Genomic DNA, 21,465 nt, shown 5'->3' on the forward strand with positions numbered 1-21,465 from the left:
CTACATTGAAAATCAATGTAGCTTTTTTATTTTATTGAATTATTATTCTAAATAAATCCTTGACTATTCTTGTAATGAATGATTAGGAAAATTCCAATCAGAATTGTGAATCCCCATAACGAACTTCCTCCATAACTGAAAAACGGTAACGGAATACCAACCGTTGGGAAAAGCCCAATTACCATTGCAATATTGATAAAGAAGTGGAAAAATAAAATAGAGGCGACTGCATATCCATAAAATCGTGCAAATCTATTTTTTTGGATTTCGGCTAAGAAAAATAATCGTCCAACAAAAATTGCGTAGACAATTACCAAAGCTGTACTTCCTATGAAACCCCACTCCTCTCCAACTGCTGTAAAAATGTAATCGGTTTGTTGTTCTGGCACAAATCTTCCTTTTTTAATAGTTCCTTGATTGTAACCTTTTCCATATAATTCGCCCGAACCAATCGCTGTTTTTGCATACAATAAATTATATCCTGAAGTATCGCGGTATTTTGCTTCTCCTTCATACAAAACCATCACACGCTCTTTTTGGTGTTTCGGTAACTTCTCAAAAATGATCGGAGAAATAAAGCTAACCGTACTTGCAAATAATAACAACACAATAGACGCAATAATACTAAAATTCAGAACATTTGCAGCTAATCCAGATTGTGTTTTGAATGGTGAATCATTAATTTCTTTTTGTTCGGTTAATTTTAAAATTAAAACTGGAATAATTGATATAAAGAATCCTATTAAACCAAAGAAAGTTGTATTAAAAAATATCGGTTCTGAGAAAAATAAGGAACGCATTGGGAATAAATGTCCGAAAGATTCTCTTGTTGTTTCTGATAAATCTTCAACTAAATAACAAATTCCAATCAATAATAAAAAGAAAATTGATAAACCGATTAAAACACCATGCATCGCATCAACAACATTCTGATTATAATTGAAAGCTAAGATTAATAACGCAATTGTCAGAATTATAAATCCAAAAACTAATAAAACATAAAAAGGAATTTGTACAATCGAAATCAAGAAAATGATTAATAATATGATTGGCGCTAAAATTATCCACGGATTAAGTCCTTCTCTGTACAACGCAATACTTAATGAACAGAAAATAATTACTGAACCTAAATCGGGTTGAAGAAGGATTAAAACTACTGGTATTGCGATAATCAACAATATTTTTCCTATAAAACCTAAGTCTTTTAGATTTGCATTTGAATGATTGATAAAATTAGCAATCAACAAAGCTGTACCAATCTTCGCAAATTCGGCTGGTTGCAAACTCAGAGGACCAAAACGATACCACGCTTTTGCACCATTAATTTCTTTTCCAACAATCAAAACTCCGACGAGCAAAACGAGGGAAATAATGTAAAAAACAGGACTATAAATTTCGAAGAAATTACGATTGTTTCCACTCGCAATTATCAAAATCAATATCATCACCATTCCAAGTCCAAACCAAATTAGCTGTTTTACACCTAAATCTGGATTTACACTATACACATTCATAATCCCGAAAGTTACTATCAGAAACCCAAGGATCAGTACGGTCCAATCAATTCCTTTTAGTAATCTGCTTTGGCTCATGTTTTAGTTTTGTTGAATCTTTTTTTAATTTTAAACTATCTATTTTATTTCCGATCGAATCCTTTTTAACAGGTTCTACGTATAATCCTTTTCTTTTCAGATAATCTATCCATTGACGACGATATTCGCCTTGTAGATTACCATTTTTCATACGTTGCAATAAAGGAGTTCTTTTTATTGTATCTGTTACATACAATTCAGCCATCAAACTCGCCATTGGTCCAGCATAAGTTGTACCCCAAGAACCATTCTCTACAATTGCAGCAATCGCAATTTTTGGTTTATCTGCCGGAGCAAACAATACAAACAATGAGTGATCTTGTCCATGAGAGTTCTGAGAAGTTCCCGTTTTACCTGCTTGAGTAAATAAACTAGTTTCGAAACTACGACCAGTACCCATTGTAAATACATTACGCATTCCGCGTTGAATGATGTCAAAATGTTTTGGATCAACCAATGTATTTTTTTTCACCATATAAGTAGAATCCGTCAATGGTTTTCCATCAATACTATGTACAATATGTGGTGTAAAGAAAAAACCTTTGTTAGCAATAATCGCCGTATAATTTGCCATTTGCAGCGGAGTTGTATTAATATCTCCTTGTCCCATACCATTAAAGATAATACGATAAGGATTCCAAACACCTTCTCCAAAACGATTGTCGTAAAACTCGGCTGTCGGAATAAGACCTTTGCTACCAACAGGTAAATCTGTTCCCATAAATTTACCTAAGCCGAAACTATTCATGATAGAAGCCCATTCATTAATTCCGACACTATAATCATTCGGATCTTTACGAACAATATCTCGGTAAGCCTCTGAGAAAAAGTTGTTACACGATTTTCCAATCGCATGTTCTAAACCTTGTGGAGAATAATACATTCCGCAGTGACAACCAATGTGCATACGTCCATAACGGAAACCGTGTTTACAAACATATGTTGTTTTTTCTGTCATCGTTCCCATTTGCAAACCAGCCAAAGCCGTTACCATTTTGAATGTAGAACCTGGAGGATAAGTTCCTTGTAAAGCTCTATCATAAGTTGGACGAGCAATAGAATCGTTGATTAATGAACTTCTTAACTTTGTATTCAAATAATCATTTGGATTAATTGTAGGAGCAGATGCTAAAGCCAAAATTTCACCATTATTAGGATCAAGAGCGACAATTGCTCCACGCTTATTTTGAAGCATTTGTTCTGCTAATTCTTGCAATCTATAATCAATTGTCAAATGAACTGTTTTCCCACTTTTTACAGGTCGATCATAGTCACCATTTTTATATGGACCAACAACATTCATTGTTCGATCTACAATCCAGTTTTTTACACCTTTTACTCCACGCAAATCTTTTTCATACGATTTCTCAACTCCAGCAATTCCTACTAAATCTCCAGGTTGATAATAGGTAGAATCTGTTTTGATATATGCTTGATTGGCCTCATTTATATAGCCCAATATATTCCCGGCAGAATTTACCATGTATTTACGCTCAGGACGTTTGATGATACTAAACGCTGGATACAGATACAATTGCTCTTGCATACGAGCAAAATTTTCGCGCGAAATATTCTTTAAAAAAGGATATGGAGATAATTTTTTGTAATCTTTTGCAGTAACAATTTTATCTAAAATAGAATCAAATTGTTGTGTAGAAATTCCAATCATTTTAGAGAATTTAGGCTTATCAAAACCATTCATATATTCTCCATAACTGTCAATTAATTTTCCTGGAATAACATCTAATTCGTACGAATAGGTATTACTCACCAACAATTTTCCGTTTCGATCAAGAATATCACCACGATTGGGATAAATGATTTCTTGTTTGATCGACGTATTAAATGCATTTAACGTATAACGATCTGTAAATAATTGCAAATACGCCAAACGTCCTATAAATAGAAACACTATAAACAGGATGAGTGCATAAACAACCATCAACTTTTTCATACTCCAACTTTATTTTTAAATAAAATTTTATAAATAAAGACAAACACAAAAGTTATTCCCGAATTGATTAATGCTTTCAGCATCAAAGGTCCAATTCCTGATGGTTTAAAATTCTCAAGAAGTAATAAAATAATATGATGTGCAAGAATTAGAATAATCAAATAAAATAACCATTGCGCAAAACTGAACGAATTGAAAGAGAAAAATTCCATTTCGTAATCTTGTTTTCCTGCCAAAAGTTTGATAATTGGATTTCTAAGAAATGCGATAAGTGTTAATGCGAAAGCATGAATTCCACCTGTATATTCGAAAATATCTATCATTAATCCTAACATAAATGATAAGATTAATAACGCATATTTATTTTGATAAGGTGGATAAAATAATACAAATACAATATAGATATATGGTTGATAACTTCCTAAAAAGTTGATGTGATTGAACACAAAAACTTGTAGCAAAGCTAAAACGATAATCTTGATAATATTGATTAAAAAATCTTTATTGAACATTCTTTGGACTTGTTATTGTATCTGATTTTTCTACTTGTTGAATTTCAACTTTATTAAGGTTTGTAACCACATAAGCTTGTGCTAAATTGGCGAAATCTTGTTTCAATCTTACTTGAACTTTCATTTCTCCAGTTTCGTCAATTCCTTTGCTTACAACTTTACCTATAATAATTCCTTCTGGGAAAACTGGCGATTTACCATCTGTTTCGATGATATCACCTTTTTTCACTTCGATGTATTTCGGAATTTCATATAACTGGACAAAACGAGGATCTTTTCCATCCCATTTCACTGTCCCGAAATATTGATTTCCTTTGATACGTGCATTGATATTGATATCCTTGTTTAACAACGAAATTGCACGAGAATAATTTTTCCCTGCAAAAGTTACAATACCAATTACACCATTATTTGTAATGATTCCGTCACCTTTTTCTATTCCGTCATTTGTTCCTTTATCAATCGTCAAAAGGTTTTGCGTTTTGATAATCGAGTTATTAACAATCTCAGCAGGTACAAAAGAATACGTTTGATGATAACCTAAGGTATCCGATTTGTAAAACTTTTTAGTTTTCGCATCTTTAATCCCCAAATGCACCAATTGCTCACGCAAAAAGGCATTTTCGTCCATCAAATCTTTGTTGGTACTCGGTAAATTAATAAAGTTTGTCACCTTTGCAATTTTATCATCCACATAACCTGTAAACGAAGTGCTTGCAGAGGCAAGAATAGTTTCGTGATAAATATTTTTCTTAAAGACAAGAAACAACGCAATTAACTCTAAAAAGACAAAAATTAATAGCATTCCATTTCTTCTAATGGCATTCAGAATATATTGCATTGCTCTTTACTCTTCTATTTCATTAAGAAAGTGAATTTATCAATATTTTTAAGTGCAATACCTGTTCCACGAACAACAGCACGTAAAGGATCATCAGCCAAGAAAACTGGTAAACCTGTTTTTTTAGAAATACGTTGATCCAAACCTCTCAACATAGCTCCACCACCAGCCATATAGATACCAGTGTTGTAAATATCTGCAGCTAATTCTGGAGGAGTTTGAGATAACGTTTCCATTACACCATCTTCGATACGTAAAATTGATTTATCTAACGCACGTGCAATTTCGCGGTAGTTTACAGTAATTTCTTTTGGTTTTCCTGTAATCAAATCACGTCCTTGTACTGGCATATCATCTGGTGCATGCTCTAATTCTTCTACAGCAGCTCCAACTTCAATTTTAACACGCTCGGCAGTTCTTTCTCCGATATATAAATTATGATGGGTTCTTAAGTAATATGCAATATCATTTGTAAAAACATCACCTGCAATTTTCACAGATTTGTCACAAACAATACCACCTAATGCAACAACAGCAATTTCAGTTGTACCACCACCTATATCAATAATCATGTTACCCTTAGGTTGAGTGATATCAATTCCAACTCCTATCGCAGCAGCCATTGGTTCGTAAATAAGACGAACATCTTTAGCATTAACACGTGCACAAGAATCTTTTACGGCACGTTTTTCAACTTCTGTAATTCCAGAAGGAATACAAATCACCATTCGCAATGAAGGTGAAAATAATTTTCCTTGAATTCCAGGAATTTTCTTGATGAACTCTGTCAACATGAATTCTGAAGCTTCAAAATCTGCAATTACTCCGTCTTTCAAAGGACGAATTGTTTTTATATCATCATGCGTTTTACCTTGCATGTGTTTTGCTTGTTCTCCAACAGCAATAACTTTATTTGTTCTTCTATGTATAGCGACGATAGATGGACTATCTACTACAACTTTATTATTGTGGATAATTAAAGTGTTAGCAGTCCCCAAGTCAATCGCAATTTCTTGCGTGAAAAAATCAAATAATCCCATCGTTGATTATGTCTCAGTATTATTAAAAATGAATGTACAAAAGTATAATAAATTTAGATGATTATAAAAGAGAATTTAATTTTTTAATCATCTAAATATTTTTACTAAAATAGTAAGATTTTAACAATAAAAAAGGGTTAAAAATATTTTAACCCTTTTTTATGATTTTTATTGAATTTGAATATCGTAAGGTAGCCTAACTTGAACACCTTTTTGCTCATTCATCATCTTTATTTCTTTGTAAATTCGGATTCCGTCCGAACCTAATTCTTTTGCAATTGCTGCCTCAGTATTTTTTCCTTGAAGATTATCCATAAATTCTTCGAAAGAATCTTTTCTTTTTGGATAATTTTCTGTCGAATATTTTTCAATTTTAGCCAATTTAGCAGCTTCTTTTATCGCTGTATCTAAACTCCCAAAATCATCTACCAAACCAATTTGTTTTGCACGAGTTCCAGACCAAACACGTCCTTCACCTATTTTATCAACTTGCTCGTATGTTAATTTTCTATTTGTTGCAACGTGATTTACGAATTTTCCATAAATCAATACAATCGATTTTTGCATTGTATTTTTTGCCGTTGCAGACATTGGCGTCATCACATCTTTCAACTGATCTGCGTTTGCATTTGTTTTTACTTCGTCAAAATCTAATCCAAAATTATTGAATAATTTTTGCGCATTTGGGATCATTCCGAAAACTCCAATCGAACCAGTAATTGTATTTGGTTGAGCATAAATTTTGTCAGAAGCTTGTGCAATGTAATATCCACCAGATGCTGCAACATCTCCAAAAGATACTACGATTGGCATTTTCGTTTTCAATTGCATCAATTCATATAAAATTTCTTCTGATGCATTTGCGCTACCTCCAGGAGAATTTACACGTAAAACTAAAGCTTTGATTTTATCGTTTTGACTGATTTTACGAATCGCGTCCACATAAGTTTTTGATTGAATACCATCAAAACCATCTCCTTCAGAAATTGTTCCTGATGCATATAAGACTGCAATTTTATCTTTTTCAGATTTATCTGATAAGGTCTCGAAATAATCTTCCACTTTTATGATATGTTTTTCAAGAACTTCAAAATCAGTTTTTGATTTTTCTTCTTTCAACCCAAGTTTTGCGAATAACATTTTTTGATACTCATTTTCTTGCGCCAATACATCATAAATCTTGTTTTCTTTTCCTATTTCTGGAATAAAAGCATACAAACTGTCTGTAACTGTTGTGAATTGTTCAGGAGAAATTTTACGCGATTTTGTAATCGAGTTTGAAACATTACCCCAAACATCATTCAATAATTCTGATAATTGCAAACGATTTTCATCAGACATATTTGTTCTCAAATACGGCTCAACCGCACTCTTAAATTGTCCATGACGAATCACCTGAAAATCTACACCATATTTATCTCCTGCATTCTTGAAGAACATAATATTAGAACTTAAACCTTGCAATAAAGTTCCTCCCAAAGGATTTTGATAAATTTTATCAGAGACACTACTTATATAATATGACAACTGACTTCCTGAATTAGAATATGAATACACAAATTTCCCAGATTTCTTAAAATCTTCTAACGCATTACGAATATCAGTCGCTTGTGTAGCTCCACCAGAAAATTTATCCAATTTTAAACTAATTCCTTTTATTTTATCATCATTCTTCGCTTCTTCAATCGAATGAATAATATCTTGTAAAAAAACATTTGGATCTTCTGACATATCAAAAATAGAAACGGAACGATCCATATCACTTTCCATAATCGGATCTTCTAACGAAATTTCTAAAACAGAACCGTCTTTTACACTTTTTGTTGGAGCAGATAATGCTGAAACAAATATCAACACGAAAAGTAGTATGACAAATACACTAATCGTTAATAGATTTCCTATGATTGTTGAGAATACTCTCCCGAAAAAGTTTTTCATTTTTAATTTATTATTACTTTTGCTCTATATGTCGCAAAATATAGTCATTTTGTTACTCGGTACAAACTTAGGTGACAAAAAAAATAATTTAGAAATCGCTAAAAACCTTATAAACAAAGAGGTAGGTAAAATAAATAAAGAATCAAATATTCTTGAAAATAAAGCTGAAGGATTTACTACAGATCATTTATTCTTAAATCAGAAAATAGAAATCAATACAAGTTATTCTCCATTTGAGGTTTTGAAAAAAATTAAAGATATCGAACAAAAAATGGGAAGAATCTATTCTAAACCCAAAGAAAATGAAAGTTACGTTGATCGCTTAATAGATATTGATATATTATTCTATAATAAGCTTTTAATTAATTGCAATTATTTAAAAATTCCTCATCCTCAAAATTACTCGAGAGATTTTATCAAAAGTTTATATTTTTATTAAGATATTAACTATTAATTCATTAGTTTTGTAAAATTATATTAAGATATGCTTTATATTAGTTATAAAAATAATTCTAACCTATGAAAAAACTTTTATCTTTATTAATCTTAGGTGCTGCGGCATGTGCTAGTGCGCAGACCAAGTACGATGAAAAACCATTCAACAATAGTAAAAAAGAATTCAACGATTGGTCTGTTTCTGCTTTTGGTGGATTGAATGCATTACAAAATACTGACTTAGTCTCTTGGATGGGAAAATATTTCACCCCAGGATATGATGTTCAATTACAAGTTAATAAACAAATCTCTCATGCTTTTGGTCTTAGTTTACAATATGAATTTGGTAAAACTAGACAAAAGGGTAATATTGATGATTCTGCTTTAAGTGGATATCATGGATATGCGTATGGTAAAACTAAATACCAAGCAATTGGAGTTTTAGCTGATTTAAATGCTTCAAATTTACTAAGAAGAGTTGATAACAGAACTGAATTTAAATGGGCTATGCATTTATATGCTGGAGTAGGAATACATGGCTATAAAGCTTATAGAAATAATTATGCTCCTCAAGGAGATCCTAACTTTACATTAATAACTGATCAAGATATCTCTGATAAATCTATTTATTCTCAAGTTGGTGCTGGTTTACGTTACAAATTGAATGACAAATTTGATTTAGAGTTACGTGGAATGTACTATATGTCTGGTGATGAAGAATTTGATGGATCAGGAAAACCAATGCCTTATCACAACTCAGGTGGTATGACTGCCGCTGATACTGAAGAAGGTCGTGATGACAATATGATAACATTCTCTTTGGGATTACACTATAAAATTGGTAAACACAAAGATGCATTACAATGGGTATCTCCTTTAGCTTACAAAGCTCCTGTAGAACAAACTCCATTCGAATGTATTGACGAAGACCGTGACGGTGTTTGTGACCAATGGGATAAATGTCTTGGAACTCCAGAAGGTATTCGCGTAGACGGATCAGGATGTTCTTTAGATTCTGATGGAGATAATATTCCAGATAGTGAAGATAAATGTCCTACAATTCCTGGACCTCCTACAAACGGTGGTTGTCCTGAGAAAGTAATCAGAATTTCTGGTGAAGATGTTGCAACAACAATTAATGCATACTTAGAGGGTATCGAATTCGATTACAACTCTGATCGTATCAGAGAGCAATCTTATGAAAAATTAAATCATGCTTCTGAGGTATTGTTAGCAAATCCAGATTTCAAATTCGTAGTAGAAGGTCATACAGATGCTGCTGGTGGTGTTGATTATAACCAAAAATTATCTGAAAGACGTGCTGCTTCTGTTGTTCGTTACTTAGCTAACAAAGGTGTTGACACAACTAAATTGTCGTCTGTAGGAAAAGGTAAATCTGATTTAAAATGGCCAGAATGTAATCCTGTTACAAATTGTCCTGCTTGGAAAAACTTAGAAAACAGACGTGTAATTTTCAAAGAAATTAAATAGTCTAAAATTTAATCATACAAAAAAAGCTCAGTTAAATATAACTGAGCTTTTTTATTGTTTTATACTTTCTTCTTTTAAAGAATATTATTTAAATTAATTATTCAAGAATAATGATTTGATTAGGATTAGAAGAAACTTTATACAAAAAGTATTTAAGCATATTTTTTATTTCCTCTGTTTCATGAATCGGAATTAAGATATTAAGAATCTTCTCTAGCGTTTTTATTTGATGATGATATTCGTAATAACCATATCCTTTAAATTCTCCATTCTCCACTAAATAAAATGATTTTTCAATTCCTTTTCGTCCTTTATCAATAATCAAAAAAGTTTCGGAAGGATATTCAGTTGTTTTAATAAAACTTTGAATTCGCTCATTATAAACTTCCTTAGATTCCTCTTTAATACAAGCTCCTTTGCATTTGTTCACTTTATATTGGAAACACGAATCATCAGATTTTATTCCAGCATTTACTTGTTGACAAAGGTTATAATCATTCACAATTTTCTCTAAAACCTCTTTTGCACGTTCTTTAGTTTTAAATTTCAAAACAGGTTGTGTCTTTCTAACTTTCCCTATTTCTAATCTCGAATAACCACGTTTAGATTCTAAATAATACAATCCAAAAGGATAAACTTTATTCTCTACCAACTTTAGGTTATACATTGGTTGATTATTCAAAACCTCATTATTTTCTTTAATTGCTGCAAGAAAACCACTTCCGGTTTCTTCGAATTTTATAGAACGAGTATAACGCTTAAGTTTATTTGCTTTTAGAGTTTTTGATGTAAAAATTTGATTAATAGATCGTGCAATATTATTGCTTCGACTAATATAAATAAGTTGTTTTCGACTATTGTATAAATAATAAACCCCGATAGAATTAGGTAAACCTTCAAGAAGTTTCTGATATTTAGAATGTGCTTTTTTAGGTTGTTTCAAACCTGTTTTCTTCGTGATTATTTTCTCCGAATCTTTATCTAATAATAACTTAAACAAAGAAATTGTCGCTCTTGCATCTCCAGAAGCTCTATGTCTATCTGTGACTACAATTCCAAGCGATTCGCATAATTTCCCTAAAGAATATGAAGGTAATCCTGGAATTAATTTTTCGCTATATTCGAACGTATCAATCCATTCTTTTTCGTAATTATACCCCAAACGATCGAACTCTTGTTTTAGCATTCTATAATCAAACATTACATTATGTCCAACTAAAATACAATCATCTGTAATCTCAACTATACGTTTTGCTATTTCGTGAAATTTAGGCGCTGTAAGCACCATTTTATCAGAAATATGCGTCAATCTTTGTACATATTGATCAATCTTTTTTTCGGGATTGACTAATGATATAAACTGATCGACAATTTCTTTTCCATCATATTTATACACCGCAATCTCTATGATTGACTCTTCCCCTACTTTTCCGCCAGTCGCTTCTATATCTAAAATCGCGTACACGTGCTTATTTTTTTCCTTTTAAAAAATTAGTTAACATTTTCATTCCAAAATCCATCAATTTTCGAGTTGCAGTACGACTTACATCACGCACAACAGGATTATCTGTCCAATCTTTTTCCTTAGGAACACTTCTTGTTGAAGTTGCTTTAGCAGCAGGTTTCTCTATATTTTTTTGTTGTTCTAATTTTTTCGATAAAATTTCATTTGCAGATTCACGATCAATATCAGTTGCATATTTTATCACTAAATCTGAATTTGAGGTAATCGTATCGATTTCATTTGAAGTCAAAATATCCATTCTCGAATTTGGCGCTCGCATATACGTATACGCCAAAGGAGTTGGAATACCTTTTTCGTCTAAAGCTGTCACAAAAGCCTCTCCAATTCCTAATTGCGTGATGACCTCATCCGCTTTATAATAGGTTGTTGTCGGATAATTTTCGATTGCTTTTGTTATTTCTTTTCGATCTTTCGCAGTAAAACCTCTTAACGCATGTTGAACTTTAAGACCTAATTGACTCAAAACTGCATCAGGAACATCACCAGGAACTTGCGTTACAAAATATAATCCCACACCTTTAGAGCGAATTAATTTTACCATTGTTTCAATTTGATTCAATAAAGCTTTCGTAGCTTCCTTAAAAATCAAATGTGCTTCATCAATAAAAATCACCAATTTCGGTTTATCAGAATCTCCAGATTCAGGGAATTGAGAATAAATTTTATTCAATAAACTCAACATAAAAGTTGAAAATAAATTAGGCTGATTTTGAATATCAATCAAACGAATAATATTTACAATTCCTTTTCCGTCTTTCGTTTTCAATAAATCTTGAACATCAAAACTTGGTTCTCCAAAAAACTTTGTTGCTCCTTGTTGTTCTAATGCAACAATTTTACGCAAAATAGCTCCCAAAGAAGCTGGCGCAATTGTTCCATAATTTGAATTCAACTCCGATTTTCCTTCGTCAGAATCTGTCACATATTGCAAAACTCGTCGAATATCCTCCAAATCAATCAAAGGTAAATTACGATCTTGACAATATTTGAATATGATTGAAATAATACTTTCTTGTGTTTCATTCAGTTCTAAAATTTTACTGAATAAAATTGGTCCAAAATCACTTACTGTCGCACGAAGTCTTGCTCCTGGTTCATCAGAAATAGACAAAAATTCGACAGGAGAAGCTTGCGGATCAAAAGGCAAATTAAGGGCTTCCATTCTTTCTTGCGCATTTTTATCTTCCGAATTTGCTGCAGCCCCAATTCCTGATAAATCTCCTTTGATATCCATCAATAATGTTGGAACGCCTTTCAGAGAAAGTTGTTCAGCGATAATCTGCAAAGATTTTGTCTTCCCAGTTCCCGTTGCACCACCAATCAACCCGTGACGATTCATTGTTTTTAGCGCAACTGAAATTTCAGCTTCTTCTACAATTTCGCCATCTAATTTGGCTTTGCCTAAAATTATTTTATCGTTTTTATAAGAATAACGACTTTGTATCTCTTGAATAAAGCTTTCTTTCTGGTTCATTTTGATTGATTATTGAATAAATATAGGAAAAATTTATTCTGAAATTTTATATTTTACAGCTACTGGATAATGATCCGAGAATTTTTTCCGAATAACATGCGCTTCAACAGGTTTAAATGATTTAGAATGAAATAAATAATCAATTCTAATTGGAAATTTAAATCCATGAAAAGTTGTCCCATTTCCTTTTCCTACTTCGATATAAGAATCCTGAAGATATTTTTTCAACTTCTCATATTCGTACGAAACTGGAGTCGAATTAAGATCCGTTCCCAAAATAACAGGATGGCGCGAAGATGTGATATATGGAATAATTGCTTCTAACTGTTTTTGATGTTTTTGCATTCCTTGCACCAATTTCAACTCAACTTTTCGACTCGAAATTTCGGCAGTTCGTGAATCATCAGACTGAATAATTTCTTTCACCATCGCTTTATCAATGTACATTGGCTCAAGATAAACATTGATCACACGAATCGTATCATTTCCCAAATCGATATCAGCATAAGCGGCAAGTCCATTCAATTCTTCATTACCATCAGGCGTTATTTTTTTGGTTTGAATAATAGGATATTTACTATAAATCGTCAATAAACCATAAAATTCTGAATAATAATTCTTAAATTCTTTATTTTTTAGACTTTTCTGCTGACCTTCATACGCTTCTTGAAGCAACATAATATCTGCTTTATTCTTAATCAAAAGCTCTTTTGTTCCTTCTTCTTTAAAACCATGTACATTATATGTCAATACAGATAAATCAGCTTTTTTATCTTCAACTTTATTGAATTGTACAATTGGATATGAAAGATAAATTGGGTAAAACAATCCAGCTGAAAGAACTAAAATTAACAAAAAATGTCGCCAGCTAAATAGTAACCAATACAGTAAAAACATTGCTCCGAATGCAAATAATATTGGAAAACCGATCGAAATAAAGTTAAAATATGGAATTTCTGTAGGCGTAAAAATTTTATTTAAATAGACACAATAAGCCACCAACAAAAAAACGATATTAATTGTTAGTACTAAACGATTGAAATAATTTAGTTTAAACTTACTGATTATACTCATTTTATCTACCTTCTCTAAACAGAAAATCTTTTTCTTCTTTGGACAAACTCTCGTAACCTGAACGAGAAATCTTATCTAAAATTACATCAATTTTCTTTTGTTTTTCAACTTTTTGATGATTAAAATCGTAATCATCTTTCGGAACATTTGATCGCGAAGAAGTTGAAGAAGTATTTTTATATGTTTTGAAAGTTGATTTCTCTTTTTTCTTAAATAACTCCTCTATTTTGAAAATAAAGTTACCTAAAAAATCATTTCCTCTCTCAAATTGTTTCATATAAAGATAACCAAAAATAGCACCTCCCAAATGCGAAATACTTCCGCCCGCATTTTGATTAGCTATAATATTATACACATCAAAAGCAATAAATACATAACCAACATACAACAATGGAAATGAAGTTGGAATCAACAACAAACGAACGGGCATTTTCGGATTATACGAAATCATCGCAAAAAATACCGCATAAACAGCTGCCGAAGCTCCAACTATATGTGAATAATTGAAAACATTCTGAAACAATAGAAAGAAAATTCCACCAGCGATTCCTCCAAAAATATAGAATGTAACTAAATTTCTGTTCTGAAATTGTTGCAAAAACATTTGTCCAACAAAATATAACAACACCATATTCATTATCAAATGAAAAAGATTGCCATGTAACCAAGAATAGGTTAGGATTTGCCAAGGTCTTACAATCAAATCATTGAAAGATGACAACGCAAACAAACCAGTTGTTGTAATCGTAGAATTTGCTACCGTTCGAAGAACAAAATCAATAATCAACAAGGTGAAAAACACCACAACGTTAACGTAAATTAACTTCGTTGCACTATTTCCTGATGAATATTTTAATTTTAAATCGTCTAAGATATTATTTGCCATTTTTTAATTCCATCTATATAAATTCTTTTTCCAATGTCTTGCTAACAAGAAACCAATCAATCCGCCTCCTAAATGCGCAAAATGAGCCACATTTCCGATGTTTTGATATCCCATGTAAAACTCAATTAATACCATAATTGGAATAAAATATTTTGCTTTAATCGGCACTGGGAAAAAGATTAACATTAATTTTTCGTCCGGATATAATACTGCGAATGCTAACAATAAACCATAAATAGCTCCAGAAGCACCAACCATATTACTCAAGTAATAACCTTGTAATTCTTTAGCATTAATATTACTGTCAATTAAACCATTACTAAAATAAGAGCCGTCTAAACCTCTAACAGAATATTGAAGTATTTTTGATATAGGAAACGATTGTGAATTTAATATATCTTTTAAGTGTTCTATTTGAAAATAATTTACAACATTAAACAATATAAAACCTCCTAAACCTGCTAACAAATAAAGTGTCAAAAATTTCTTTGGTCCAAAAGTTTGTTCGACCACAGAACCAAACATCCACAACGCAAACATATTAAACAAAATATGCGAAAAATCGGCATGCATAAACATATGCGTCAAAATTTGCCAAAATTTGAAATTGGGAGATTCTGGATAAAAAGCACCTAAAATCATGCTCAAATCGATTCCTTTTGTACCAAAAACAAAAGTCGCAAGAAAGAACAAACCGTTTATAATAAGTAGATTCTTTGTAATCGGTGGTATAGATTGTCTCATTCGTTTATTGTAATGTTTTTTTGATATCAGCCGTATTCATCTGCACAAAAATTGGGCGTCCGTATGGCGTATAATTCGGATTTGGTAGTCTTAGCAATTCTTCGACCAAAGTTTGCATTTGTTCAGATTTTAATGAAACTCCTTTTTTAACAGCTGCATTTTTTGCTAAAATTTTTGCAAACGTATTTTCTAATTCAATTGATTCTTGGTATTCCAATTCCTCGATAAAATCCATAAAAACAGACACAACATCCTCTTGTTGCACATCAACAGGAATCGCATTAATCTGTATCGCTTCTTCGTCTAACGAAATATCAAAACCAAAACTCAACAATTGATGTTCTACATTAATTAATTTCTGACGATCATTTGGCGAAAGTTCCAACTCTATCGGGAAAAGCATTTGTTGTACCAAAGCACTTCCATTATTTGAATGTATAAATTTTTCGAATAATATTTTTTGATGCGCACGATGTTGATCAATGATTAACAATTCGCCACGGTATTCCACTACCAAATATTGATTCATCCATTGAATGACTTCAAAACTGTCATGAAAATCTTCAGATTCAAATAATTGATGCGCATGATTATTTTCGATTTCTAACTCAACAGCATCTTTATAAAAATCCATATTCGCACGAATATCAGACGGTTTTGGAGCTCTTGTTTGTTGATGCTCGAAAGGATTGAAACTTGAATCAACCGTAATTTCTGGCATTTTAATTTCTGTATCTTCTGTCGCAGACGGAATAAAAGCCCAGTTTGGATCTTGTTCAAAATCCAACGAAGGAATCACATTAAATTGTCCCAAAGCGTGTTTTACAGCAGCTCTAAGAATCGTAAAAATCAATGCCTCATCCTCAAATTTTATTTCTGTTTTGGTTGGATGAATGTTTATATCAATTTTTGAAGGATCAATTTCTAGATACAAAAAGTAAGAAGGACTATATCCTGTTGGCAACAAACTCTCGAAAGCGTCTACGATTGCATTATGCAAATATCCACTACGAATAAAGCGATTATTCACAAAGAAAAATTGTTCGCCACGAGATTTTTTTGCTGCATCTGGTTTTCCAACAAAACCTTTTACTTTTACAATTTCTGTATCTTCTTCAACCGAAATAATTTGCGAACTTAATTTCTTTCCAAAAATTTGAGCAATTCGTTGCTTCAAATTTCCAGCTTTCAGATGATAAACCTCTGCATCATTATGATGTAAAAAGAAACTAATATTTTCGTGCGCCATCGAAACACGTTGAAACTCATCTTGAATATGACGAAATTCAACTTGATTTGATTTTAAGAAATTACGACGAGCAGGCACATTATAGAAAAGATTTTTTACCGAAATAGACGTTCCGACTGGACAAACAACAGGATCTTGGTTGCGAACTTCTCCGCCTTCTATCACCAATTGAGAACCAACCTCATCATCTTCTCGACGCGTTTTCGTTTCTACTTGCGCAACCGCAGCAATCGATGCCAAAGCCTCTCCACGAAAACCTTTTGTATGAATATTATAAATATCCTCTGTCTTTCTGATTTTTGAAGTCGCGTGACGTTCAAAAGCCATTCGGACATCTGTAACACTCATTCCCGAACCATTATCAATCACTTGAATCAAGCTTCTTCCAGCATCTTTTACAATCACCTGAATAGAAGTTGCGCCAGAATCCACCGCATTTTCAATCAATTCTTTTATCACAGAAGCTGGTCGTTGTACAACTTCTCCTGCGGCAATTTGATTGGCTACATGATCTGGCAGTAATTGAATAATATCGTTCATCTTTTCGTATAAATTGATTTAATTTTGACTAATTTTTTAATCAAACTTTACAAATATACAAACAAATCTCTCTTTTGACCTTATTCTCTACAAGTGAAACTTATCAACAATTGTTGATGTTTTAAGTTTTAACTTTTGAATAATAAATTGATAATTTTCAGCAATAAAAAAGGTAGACATTTGTCTACCTTTTTTATTTATATTTTATTGATATTGTTCTAATTCATCTTTTAAATCTTTAGCGAATTCTTCTAAACTGACGACAAAACCTGTTTTATCTGTAGGAAAAACATTTAGCAATAAATTATTTTCATCAATATAATCGAAAAGAGTTTCTTCAAAATCATCAAAAGTTAATTCAATAATATTACAACTTTCCCAACCATCTGTTTTAGATAATTCAGCAAATTCTTTCGCAGACCAAATTGGAAATAGTTTTTTATCATCAATTTTAGAAATAGCGTAATTTCCATCAGGAAAAATCAATGTATAAGCAATTTCCCAGTCAGCAATTTTTCGAATAAAATATTGATAACGATCAAAAGGATTTAGCTTTAATATATTTTCTATTTCTTTTGGATGCATTAATTTTCTTTCAAAACAGCTTTCATTTCCTCAAATTCTTTATCAATCTCTTGATTCGGTTTTTGAGTTAATAATGAAACCACATAAATTGCAATAACTGAAGAAATAAACCCTGGAATCATTTCGTACCAATCTTTGTAATCATGATTGGTATAAACCCAAGTTAACACCACAATTCCACCTGTCAACATTCCTGCTAATGCACCTTGCCAAGAAGTTTTTTTCCAAAAAAGTGAAAAAACAATCACTGGTCCAAATGCTGATCCAAATCCTGCCCAAGCGTTTCCAACTAAATTTAGAATAGAATCTTTTGGTGTTAAGGATAATAAAACTGCGATAACTGCTACAATTAAAACCGATAAACGGCTTGCTGTTAATAACTGTTTCGATGTTGCTTTTTTGTTCAAAAATGCTTTATAAATATCTTCTGTTAACGAACTTGATGTTACTAATAATTGTGAAGAAATTGTACTCATTACAGCTGCTAAAATTGCTGATAATAAGAATCCTCCAACTAATGGATGAAATAAAACACGCGAAAAATAAATAAAAATTGTTTCTGCTTCTGTTTTAGAACCATCAAATTTCAACATTGTTGTTTGATCAAATTTCATCATATATGCAATTCCAACCAATCCAACTAAAAGTGCTCCACCAACTGTAAAAATCATCCAAGTAATCCCAATATTTCTTGCTTTCGCTAAATCTTTCGGATTTCCAATTGCCATAAAACGAACCAAAATATGCGGTTGTCCACAATATCCCAATCCCCAAGCCATCAAGGATAAAATACTAATAGTTGTTGTACCTTTAAATAAATCCAAATATTTATCGCCTTTATCATTAATCAACGAAAATGTTTCTCCTACTCCACCAATTTCAGAAATCGCCACAATAGGAACAATAACCAAAGCCAAAACCATAATCGTTCCTTGCACGAAATCTGTTAAACTAACTGCCAAAAAACCTCCTAAGAAAGTATACAATACAACCACAAAACTTGTCATCCAAAGTCCAGTCATATAATCTAATCCAAAAGCAGATTCAAATAATTTCCCTCCAGAAACCATTCCAGCAGAAGTGTATAATGTAAAAAATACTAAGATTAATATCGATGAAACAATTCTTAATAATCGAGATTTATCTTTGAAACGATTTTCAAAAAATACTGGTAAAGTAATCGAATTTTGAGCAATTTCTGTATAAATTCGTAATCGCGGTGCGACAAAAATATAGTTCAAAAAACATCCTGTTGTCAATCCAATTGCAATCCAAGCACTCGACAAACCTGTAAAATACATTGCTCCAGGAACACCCATTAACAACCAACCACTCATATCAGCAGCACCAGCAGAAAGCGCCGTTACAGCCGCTCCCATCTTCCTTCCTCCAATCAAAAAATCTTCGGAATTACTTGTTGATTTTCGGTAGGAATAAATCCCGATTCCAATCATCAGAGCCATGTATGCGCCAATAGAAATGTATTCGTAAATGTTCATGTGTTTTAATTTTTGTCGAAAATATAATTTTTCATCCACAAAAATTGTACGAACTTTAAATTTCTAAACAAGAATCATGAATTTTCAACAAAATAATCTAAAATCAGCGACAAGTCCATATTTGAAACAACACGAAAATAATCCTGTTTGGTGGCAAAGTTGGAGTGACGAAGTTTTGAATCATGCAAAAAAAGTCAACAAACCTTTGCTTATTTCAATTGGATATTCTGCTTGTCACTGGTGTCATGTGATGGAACATCAATCTTTTGAAGACGATGAAGTCGCAAAAGTGATGAATGAGAATTTTGTTTGCATTAAAATTGATCGCGAAGAACGTCCTGATTTAGATGCTTTGTATATGAATGTCTCACAATTAATTCATCAATCTGGCGGTTGGCCACTCAATGTTTTTGCTTTGCCTGATGGTCGCCCTTTTTATGGCGGAACTTATTTTCCGAAAGTTCAATGGATTGAATTGTTAGAAAACATTAATCATTTATATCATCACAATCAAGCTAAAACAATGGAATATGTCAACTCTATTGCAGATGGTTTAAATAAAATGGAAACAATTGAACTGAAATCTTCTTCAACTTTTTCAACAGATAAAATAGATGAAACTTTCGAATTTTGGCAACAACAATTTGATGATGAATGGGGAGGTTTTAATCGTGCACCAAAATTTATGTTACCAAATGCTTGGGAAACTATTTTGCGATATGGAATTCAAACTAACAACGAACATTGTTTGATTCAGACCAAAATTACATTGGACAGAATGGCTTTTGGCGGAATTTGCGATCAACTAAAAGGCGGTTTTTCACGCTATTCTGTTGATCCGTATTGGAAAGTTCCTCATTTCGAAAAAATGCTATATGATAATGGGCAATTACTTTCGCTTTACTCAAATGCATGTAAAGTTTTTGGAGAAGAAGAATATAAAACAGTTGTCGAAGAAACGATTAATTGGTTGAAAGATGAAATGCTTTCGCCTGAAAATGTTTTTTATTCTGCTATTGATGCCGATTCTGAAGGTGAAGAAGGAAAATATTATGTTTGGAAATCGGATGAATTGAAAACAATTTTGAAAGATGATTTTGACTTATTTCAAAAATATTATAATGTTGATGAATTTGGTGAATGGGAACATGGTAATAATATTTTAATGCGATTAACAGACGACGAAGATTTTGCATCGAAAAATAATATTTCAACAACAGAACTTCAAACCAAAGTTAATGAATGGAAAAAAATCCTTAATCCAATTCGTGAAAAGCGCATAAAACCTCATCGTGACGAAAAAATTTTAACTTCTTGGAATGCGCTAAGCATAAAAGGTTTGTGTGACGCATACATCACTTTTGAAAATGATGAATATCTTGATTTAGCAAAAAATGCAATCAATTTTATTTTAGAAAATCAATGGAATGGTGAAATTTTGTTCCGAAATTATAAAGATAATCAAACAACAATTCCAGGTTTTTTGGATGATTATGCGTTAATAATTGAAGCATTAATTAAGCTTTATGAAGTCACTTCGGAAATGCATTATTTAGAAACTGCTCAAACCTTAACAGAAGAAGTTTTTAATCAATTTTATAATCACAAAAATAAAATGTTTGCGTACAAATCGCATTACGACACGCCTTTGGTTAATGAAACATTTGAAATTTATGACAATGTTATTTCATCTTCAAATTCGGTAATGGCAAATAATTTGTTCAAATTAGGGAAGATTCTCAATCAAGAAAAATACATTGAACAAGCAAAACAAATGTTAACCAATATCGAAGAAAAAATTCACGATTACCCAACTGGTTTTGCAAATTGGATTCAGTTGTATCTAAATTTCGCTTATCCGTTCAAAGAAATTGTAATTGTTGGCGAAAATGCCTTAGAATTCTCAAAGCAAATTCAACAATGTTATGTTCCGAATGCAATTTTTGTTGCTTCAAAAACAGAGAATTTAGAAATCACTCAAAATCGATTCATCGAAAATAAAACTTCCATTCATATTTGCGAAAATTACACCTGTCAATTACCCGTTTATTCAGTTGAAGAGGCTTATAAAAATATTTAGAAATTA

General features: G+C 31.9%; 17 protein-coding genes. 3 read left to right on the forward strand and 14 right to left on the reverse strand.

The window, feature by feature from the left end; genetic code table 11:
- Nucleotides 1–47: 47 nt before the first annotated feature.
- The 6 genes from rodA to sppA form a co-directional block, all read right to left on the reverse strand.
- Nucleotides 48–1,592, reverse strand: coding sequence for a rod shape-determining protein RodA (gene rodA, locus HXZ74_RS04780; protein WP_286474077.1), 1,545 nt, complete (start codon nt 1,590–1,592; stop codon nt 48–50).
- On the reverse strand, nt 1,561–3,546 hold the full coding sequence (gene mrdA, locus HXZ74_RS04785; RefSeq protein ID WP_115001499.1) for a penicillin-binding protein 2: 1,986 nt from the start codon (nt 3,544–3,546) through the stop codon (nt 1,561–1,563). Before mrdA ends, rodA begins: the two co-directional genes overlap by 32 nt.
- Nucleotides 3,543–4,058 carry a rod shape-determining protein MreD gene (mreD, locus tag HXZ74_RS04790; RefSeq protein WP_125348710.1) on the reverse strand — a complete coding sequence of 172 codons (516 nt, stop codon included), beginning with the start codon at nt 4,056–4,058 and terminating at the stop codon, nt 3,543–3,545. Before mreD ends, mrdA begins: the two co-directional genes overlap by 4 nt.
- Entirely contained in the window at nt 4,048–4,899 is an 852-nt protein-coding gene (gene mreC, locus HXZ74_RS04795) for a rod shape-determining protein MreC (protein ID WP_038331976.1), read from the reverse strand. The genes mreD and mreC overlap by 11 nt, the downstream gene beginning before the upstream one ends.
- A gap of 14 nt (nt 4,900–4,913) precedes the next feature.
- A complete protein-coding gene (locus HXZ74_RS04800; RefSeq protein ID WP_038331974.1) occupies nt 4,914–5,939 on the reverse strand; it encodes a rod shape-determining protein in 1,026 nt (341 codons plus the stop codon).
- Between the two features lie 168 nt (nt 5,940–6,107).
- Nucleotides 6,108–7,877 carry a signal peptide peptidase SppA gene (gene sppA, locus HXZ74_RS04805; protein WP_286474080.1) on the reverse strand — a complete coding sequence of 590 codons (1,770 nt, stop codon included), beginning with the start codon at nt 7,875–7,877 and terminating at the stop codon, nt 6,108–6,110.
- Nucleotides 7,878–7,905: 28 nt separating this feature from the next.
- On the opposite strand from sppA, the gene folK reads away from it, so the two are divergent.
- Nucleotides 7,906–8,316, forward strand: a complete 411-nt coding sequence (gene folK, locus HXZ74_RS04810) for a 2-amino-4-hydroxy-6-hydroxymethyldihydropteridine diphosphokinase (RefSeq protein ID WP_286474083.1) — start codon at nt 7,906–7,908, stop codon at nt 8,314–8,316.
- An 80-nt stretch (nt 8,317–8,396) separates the two neighbouring features.
- A complete protein-coding gene (locus HXZ74_RS04815) occupies nt 8,397–9,803 on the forward strand; it encodes an OmpA family protein (RefSeq protein WP_286474086.1) in 1,407 nt (468 codons plus the stop codon).
- 97 nt (nt 9,804–9,900) lie between these two features.
- Here the strand turns inward: HXZ74_RS04815 and HXZ74_RS04820 are convergent, their stop codons facing one another.
- The 8 genes from HXZ74_RS04820 to putP form a co-directional block, all read right to left on the reverse strand.
- The gene (locus HXZ74_RS04820) at nt 9,901–11,268 is read right to left on the reverse strand and encodes an exonuclease domain-containing protein (RefSeq protein WP_280062856.1); all 1,368 of its coding nucleotides are present in this window, start codon (nt 11,266–11,268) and stop codon (nt 9,901–9,903) included.
- A gap of 4 nt (nt 11,269–11,272) precedes the next feature.
- Nucleotides 11,273–12,802 (reverse strand): helicase HerA-like domain-containing protein, encoded by a 1,530-nt coding sequence (locus HXZ74_RS04825; RefSeq protein WP_280062855.1) that lies wholly within the window; start codon nt 12,800–12,802, stop codon nt 11,273–11,275.
- A 33-nt stretch (nt 12,803–12,835) separates the two neighbouring features.
- Nucleotides 12,836–13,876 carry an endonuclease/exonuclease/phosphatase family protein gene (locus HXZ74_RS04830; protein ID WP_280062854.1) on the reverse strand — a complete coding sequence of 347 codons (1,041 nt, stop codon included), beginning with the start codon at nt 13,874–13,876 and terminating at the stop codon, nt 12,836–12,838.
- Nucleotide 13,877: 1 nt separating this feature from the next.
- A complete protein-coding gene (locus HXZ74_RS04835; protein WP_280062853.1) occupies nt 13,878–14,762 on the reverse strand; it encodes a rhomboid family intramembrane serine protease in 885 nt (294 codons plus the stop codon).
- 3 nt (nt 14,763–14,765) lie between these two features.
- The gene (locus HXZ74_RS04840) at nt 14,766–15,506 is read right to left on the reverse strand and encodes a rhomboid family intramembrane serine protease (protein WP_280062852.1); all 741 of its coding nucleotides are present in this window, start codon (nt 15,504–15,506) and stop codon (nt 14,766–14,768) included.
- Between the two features lie 4 nt (nt 15,507–15,510).
- Nucleotides 15,511–17,295 carry a DNA mismatch repair endonuclease MutL gene (mutL, locus tag HXZ74_RS04845; RefSeq protein WP_038331948.1) on the reverse strand — a complete coding sequence of 595 codons (1,785 nt, stop codon included), beginning with the start codon at nt 17,293–17,295 and terminating at the stop codon, nt 15,511–15,513.
- Nucleotides 17,296–17,499: 204 nt separating this feature from the next.
- Nucleotides 17,500–17,880: a DUF2750 domain-containing protein gene (locus HXZ74_RS04850; RefSeq protein ID WP_125348692.1), complete on the reverse strand. Its 381-nt coding sequence runs from the start codon at nt 17,878–17,880 to the stop codon at nt 17,500–17,502.
- Nucleotides 17,880–19,379, reverse strand: coding sequence for a sodium/proline symporter PutP (gene putP, locus HXZ74_RS04855; protein WP_125348690.1), 1,500 nt, complete (start codon nt 19,377–19,379; stop codon nt 17,880–17,882). The genes HXZ74_RS04850 and putP overlap by 1 nt, the downstream gene beginning before the upstream one ends.
- Before the next feature lie 76 nt (nt 19,380–19,455).
- Between putP and HXZ74_RS04860 the strand changes: the two genes are divergently transcribed.
- Entirely contained in the window at nt 19,456–21,459 is a 2,004-nt protein-coding gene (locus tag HXZ74_RS04860) for a thioredoxin domain-containing protein (RefSeq protein WP_280045284.1), read from the forward strand.
- Nucleotides 21,460–21,465: the final 6 nt, after the last annotated feature.

This window comes from Empedobacter sp. R750, assembly GCF_030324345.1.
Classification (GTDB): Bacteria; Bacteroidota; Bacteroidia; order Flavobacteriales; family Weeksellaceae; genus Empedobacter; species Empedobacter falsenii_C.

Bases quoted from the DNA above. Each gene is read 5' to 3' on its own strand.
- rodA (WP_286474077.1), bottom strand. From the start codon at position 1,592: ATGAGCCAAAGCAGATTACTAAAAGGAATTGATTGGACCGTACTGATC.
- mrdA (WP_115001499.1), bottom strand. From the start codon at position 3,546: ATGAAAAAGTTGATGGTTGTTTATGCACTCATCCTGTTTATAGTGTTT.
- mreD (WP_125348710.1), bottom strand. From the start codon at position 4,058: ATGTTCAATAAAGATTTTTTAATCAATATTATCAAGATTATCGTTTTA.
- mreC (WP_038331976.1), bottom strand. From the start codon at position 4,899: ATGCAATATATTCTGAATGCCATTAGAAGAAATGGAATGCTATTAATT.
- HXZ74_RS04800 (WP_038331974.1), bottom strand. From the start codon at position 5,939: ATGGGATTATTTGATTTTTTCACGCAAGAAATTGCGATTGACTTGGGG.
- sppA (WP_286474080.1), bottom strand. From the start codon at position 7,877: ATGAAAAACTTTTTCGGGAGAGTATTCTCAACAATCATAGGAAATCTA.
- folK (WP_286474083.1), top strand. From the start codon at position 7,906: ATGTCGCAAAATATAGTCATTTTGTTACTCGGTACAAACTTAGGTGAC.
- HXZ74_RS04815 (WP_286474086.1), top strand. From the start codon at position 8,397: ATGAAAAAACTTTTATCTTTATTAATCTTAGGTGCTGCGGCATGTGCT.
- HXZ74_RS04825 (WP_280062855.1), bottom strand. From the start codon at position 12,802: ATGAACCAGAAAGAAAGCTTTATTCAAGAGATACAAAGTCGTTATTCT.
- HXZ74_RS04830 (WP_280062854.1), bottom strand. From the start codon at position 13,876: ATGAGTATAATCAGTAAGTTTAAACTAAATTATTTCAATCGTTTAGTA.
- HXZ74_RS04835 (WP_280062853.1), bottom strand. From the start codon at position 14,762: ATGGCAAATAATATCTTAGACGATTTAAAATTAAAATATTCATCAGGA.
- HXZ74_RS04840 (WP_280062852.1), bottom strand. From the start codon at position 15,506: ATGAGACAATCTATACCACCGATTACAAAGAATCTACTTATTATAAAC.
- mutL (WP_038331948.1), bottom strand. From the start codon at position 17,295: ATGAACGATATTATTCAATTACTGCCAGATCATGTAGCCAATCAAATT.
- HXZ74_RS04850 (WP_125348692.1), bottom strand. From the start codon at position 17,880: ATGCATCCAAAAGAAATAGAAAATATATTAAAGCTAAATCCTTTTGAT.
- putP (WP_125348690.1), bottom strand. From the start codon at position 19,379: ATGAACATTTACGAATACATTTCTATTGGCGCATACATGGCTCTGATG.
- HXZ74_RS04860 (WP_280045284.1), top strand. From the start codon at position 19,456: ATGAATTTTCAACAAAATAATCTAAAATCAGCGACAAGTCCATATTTG.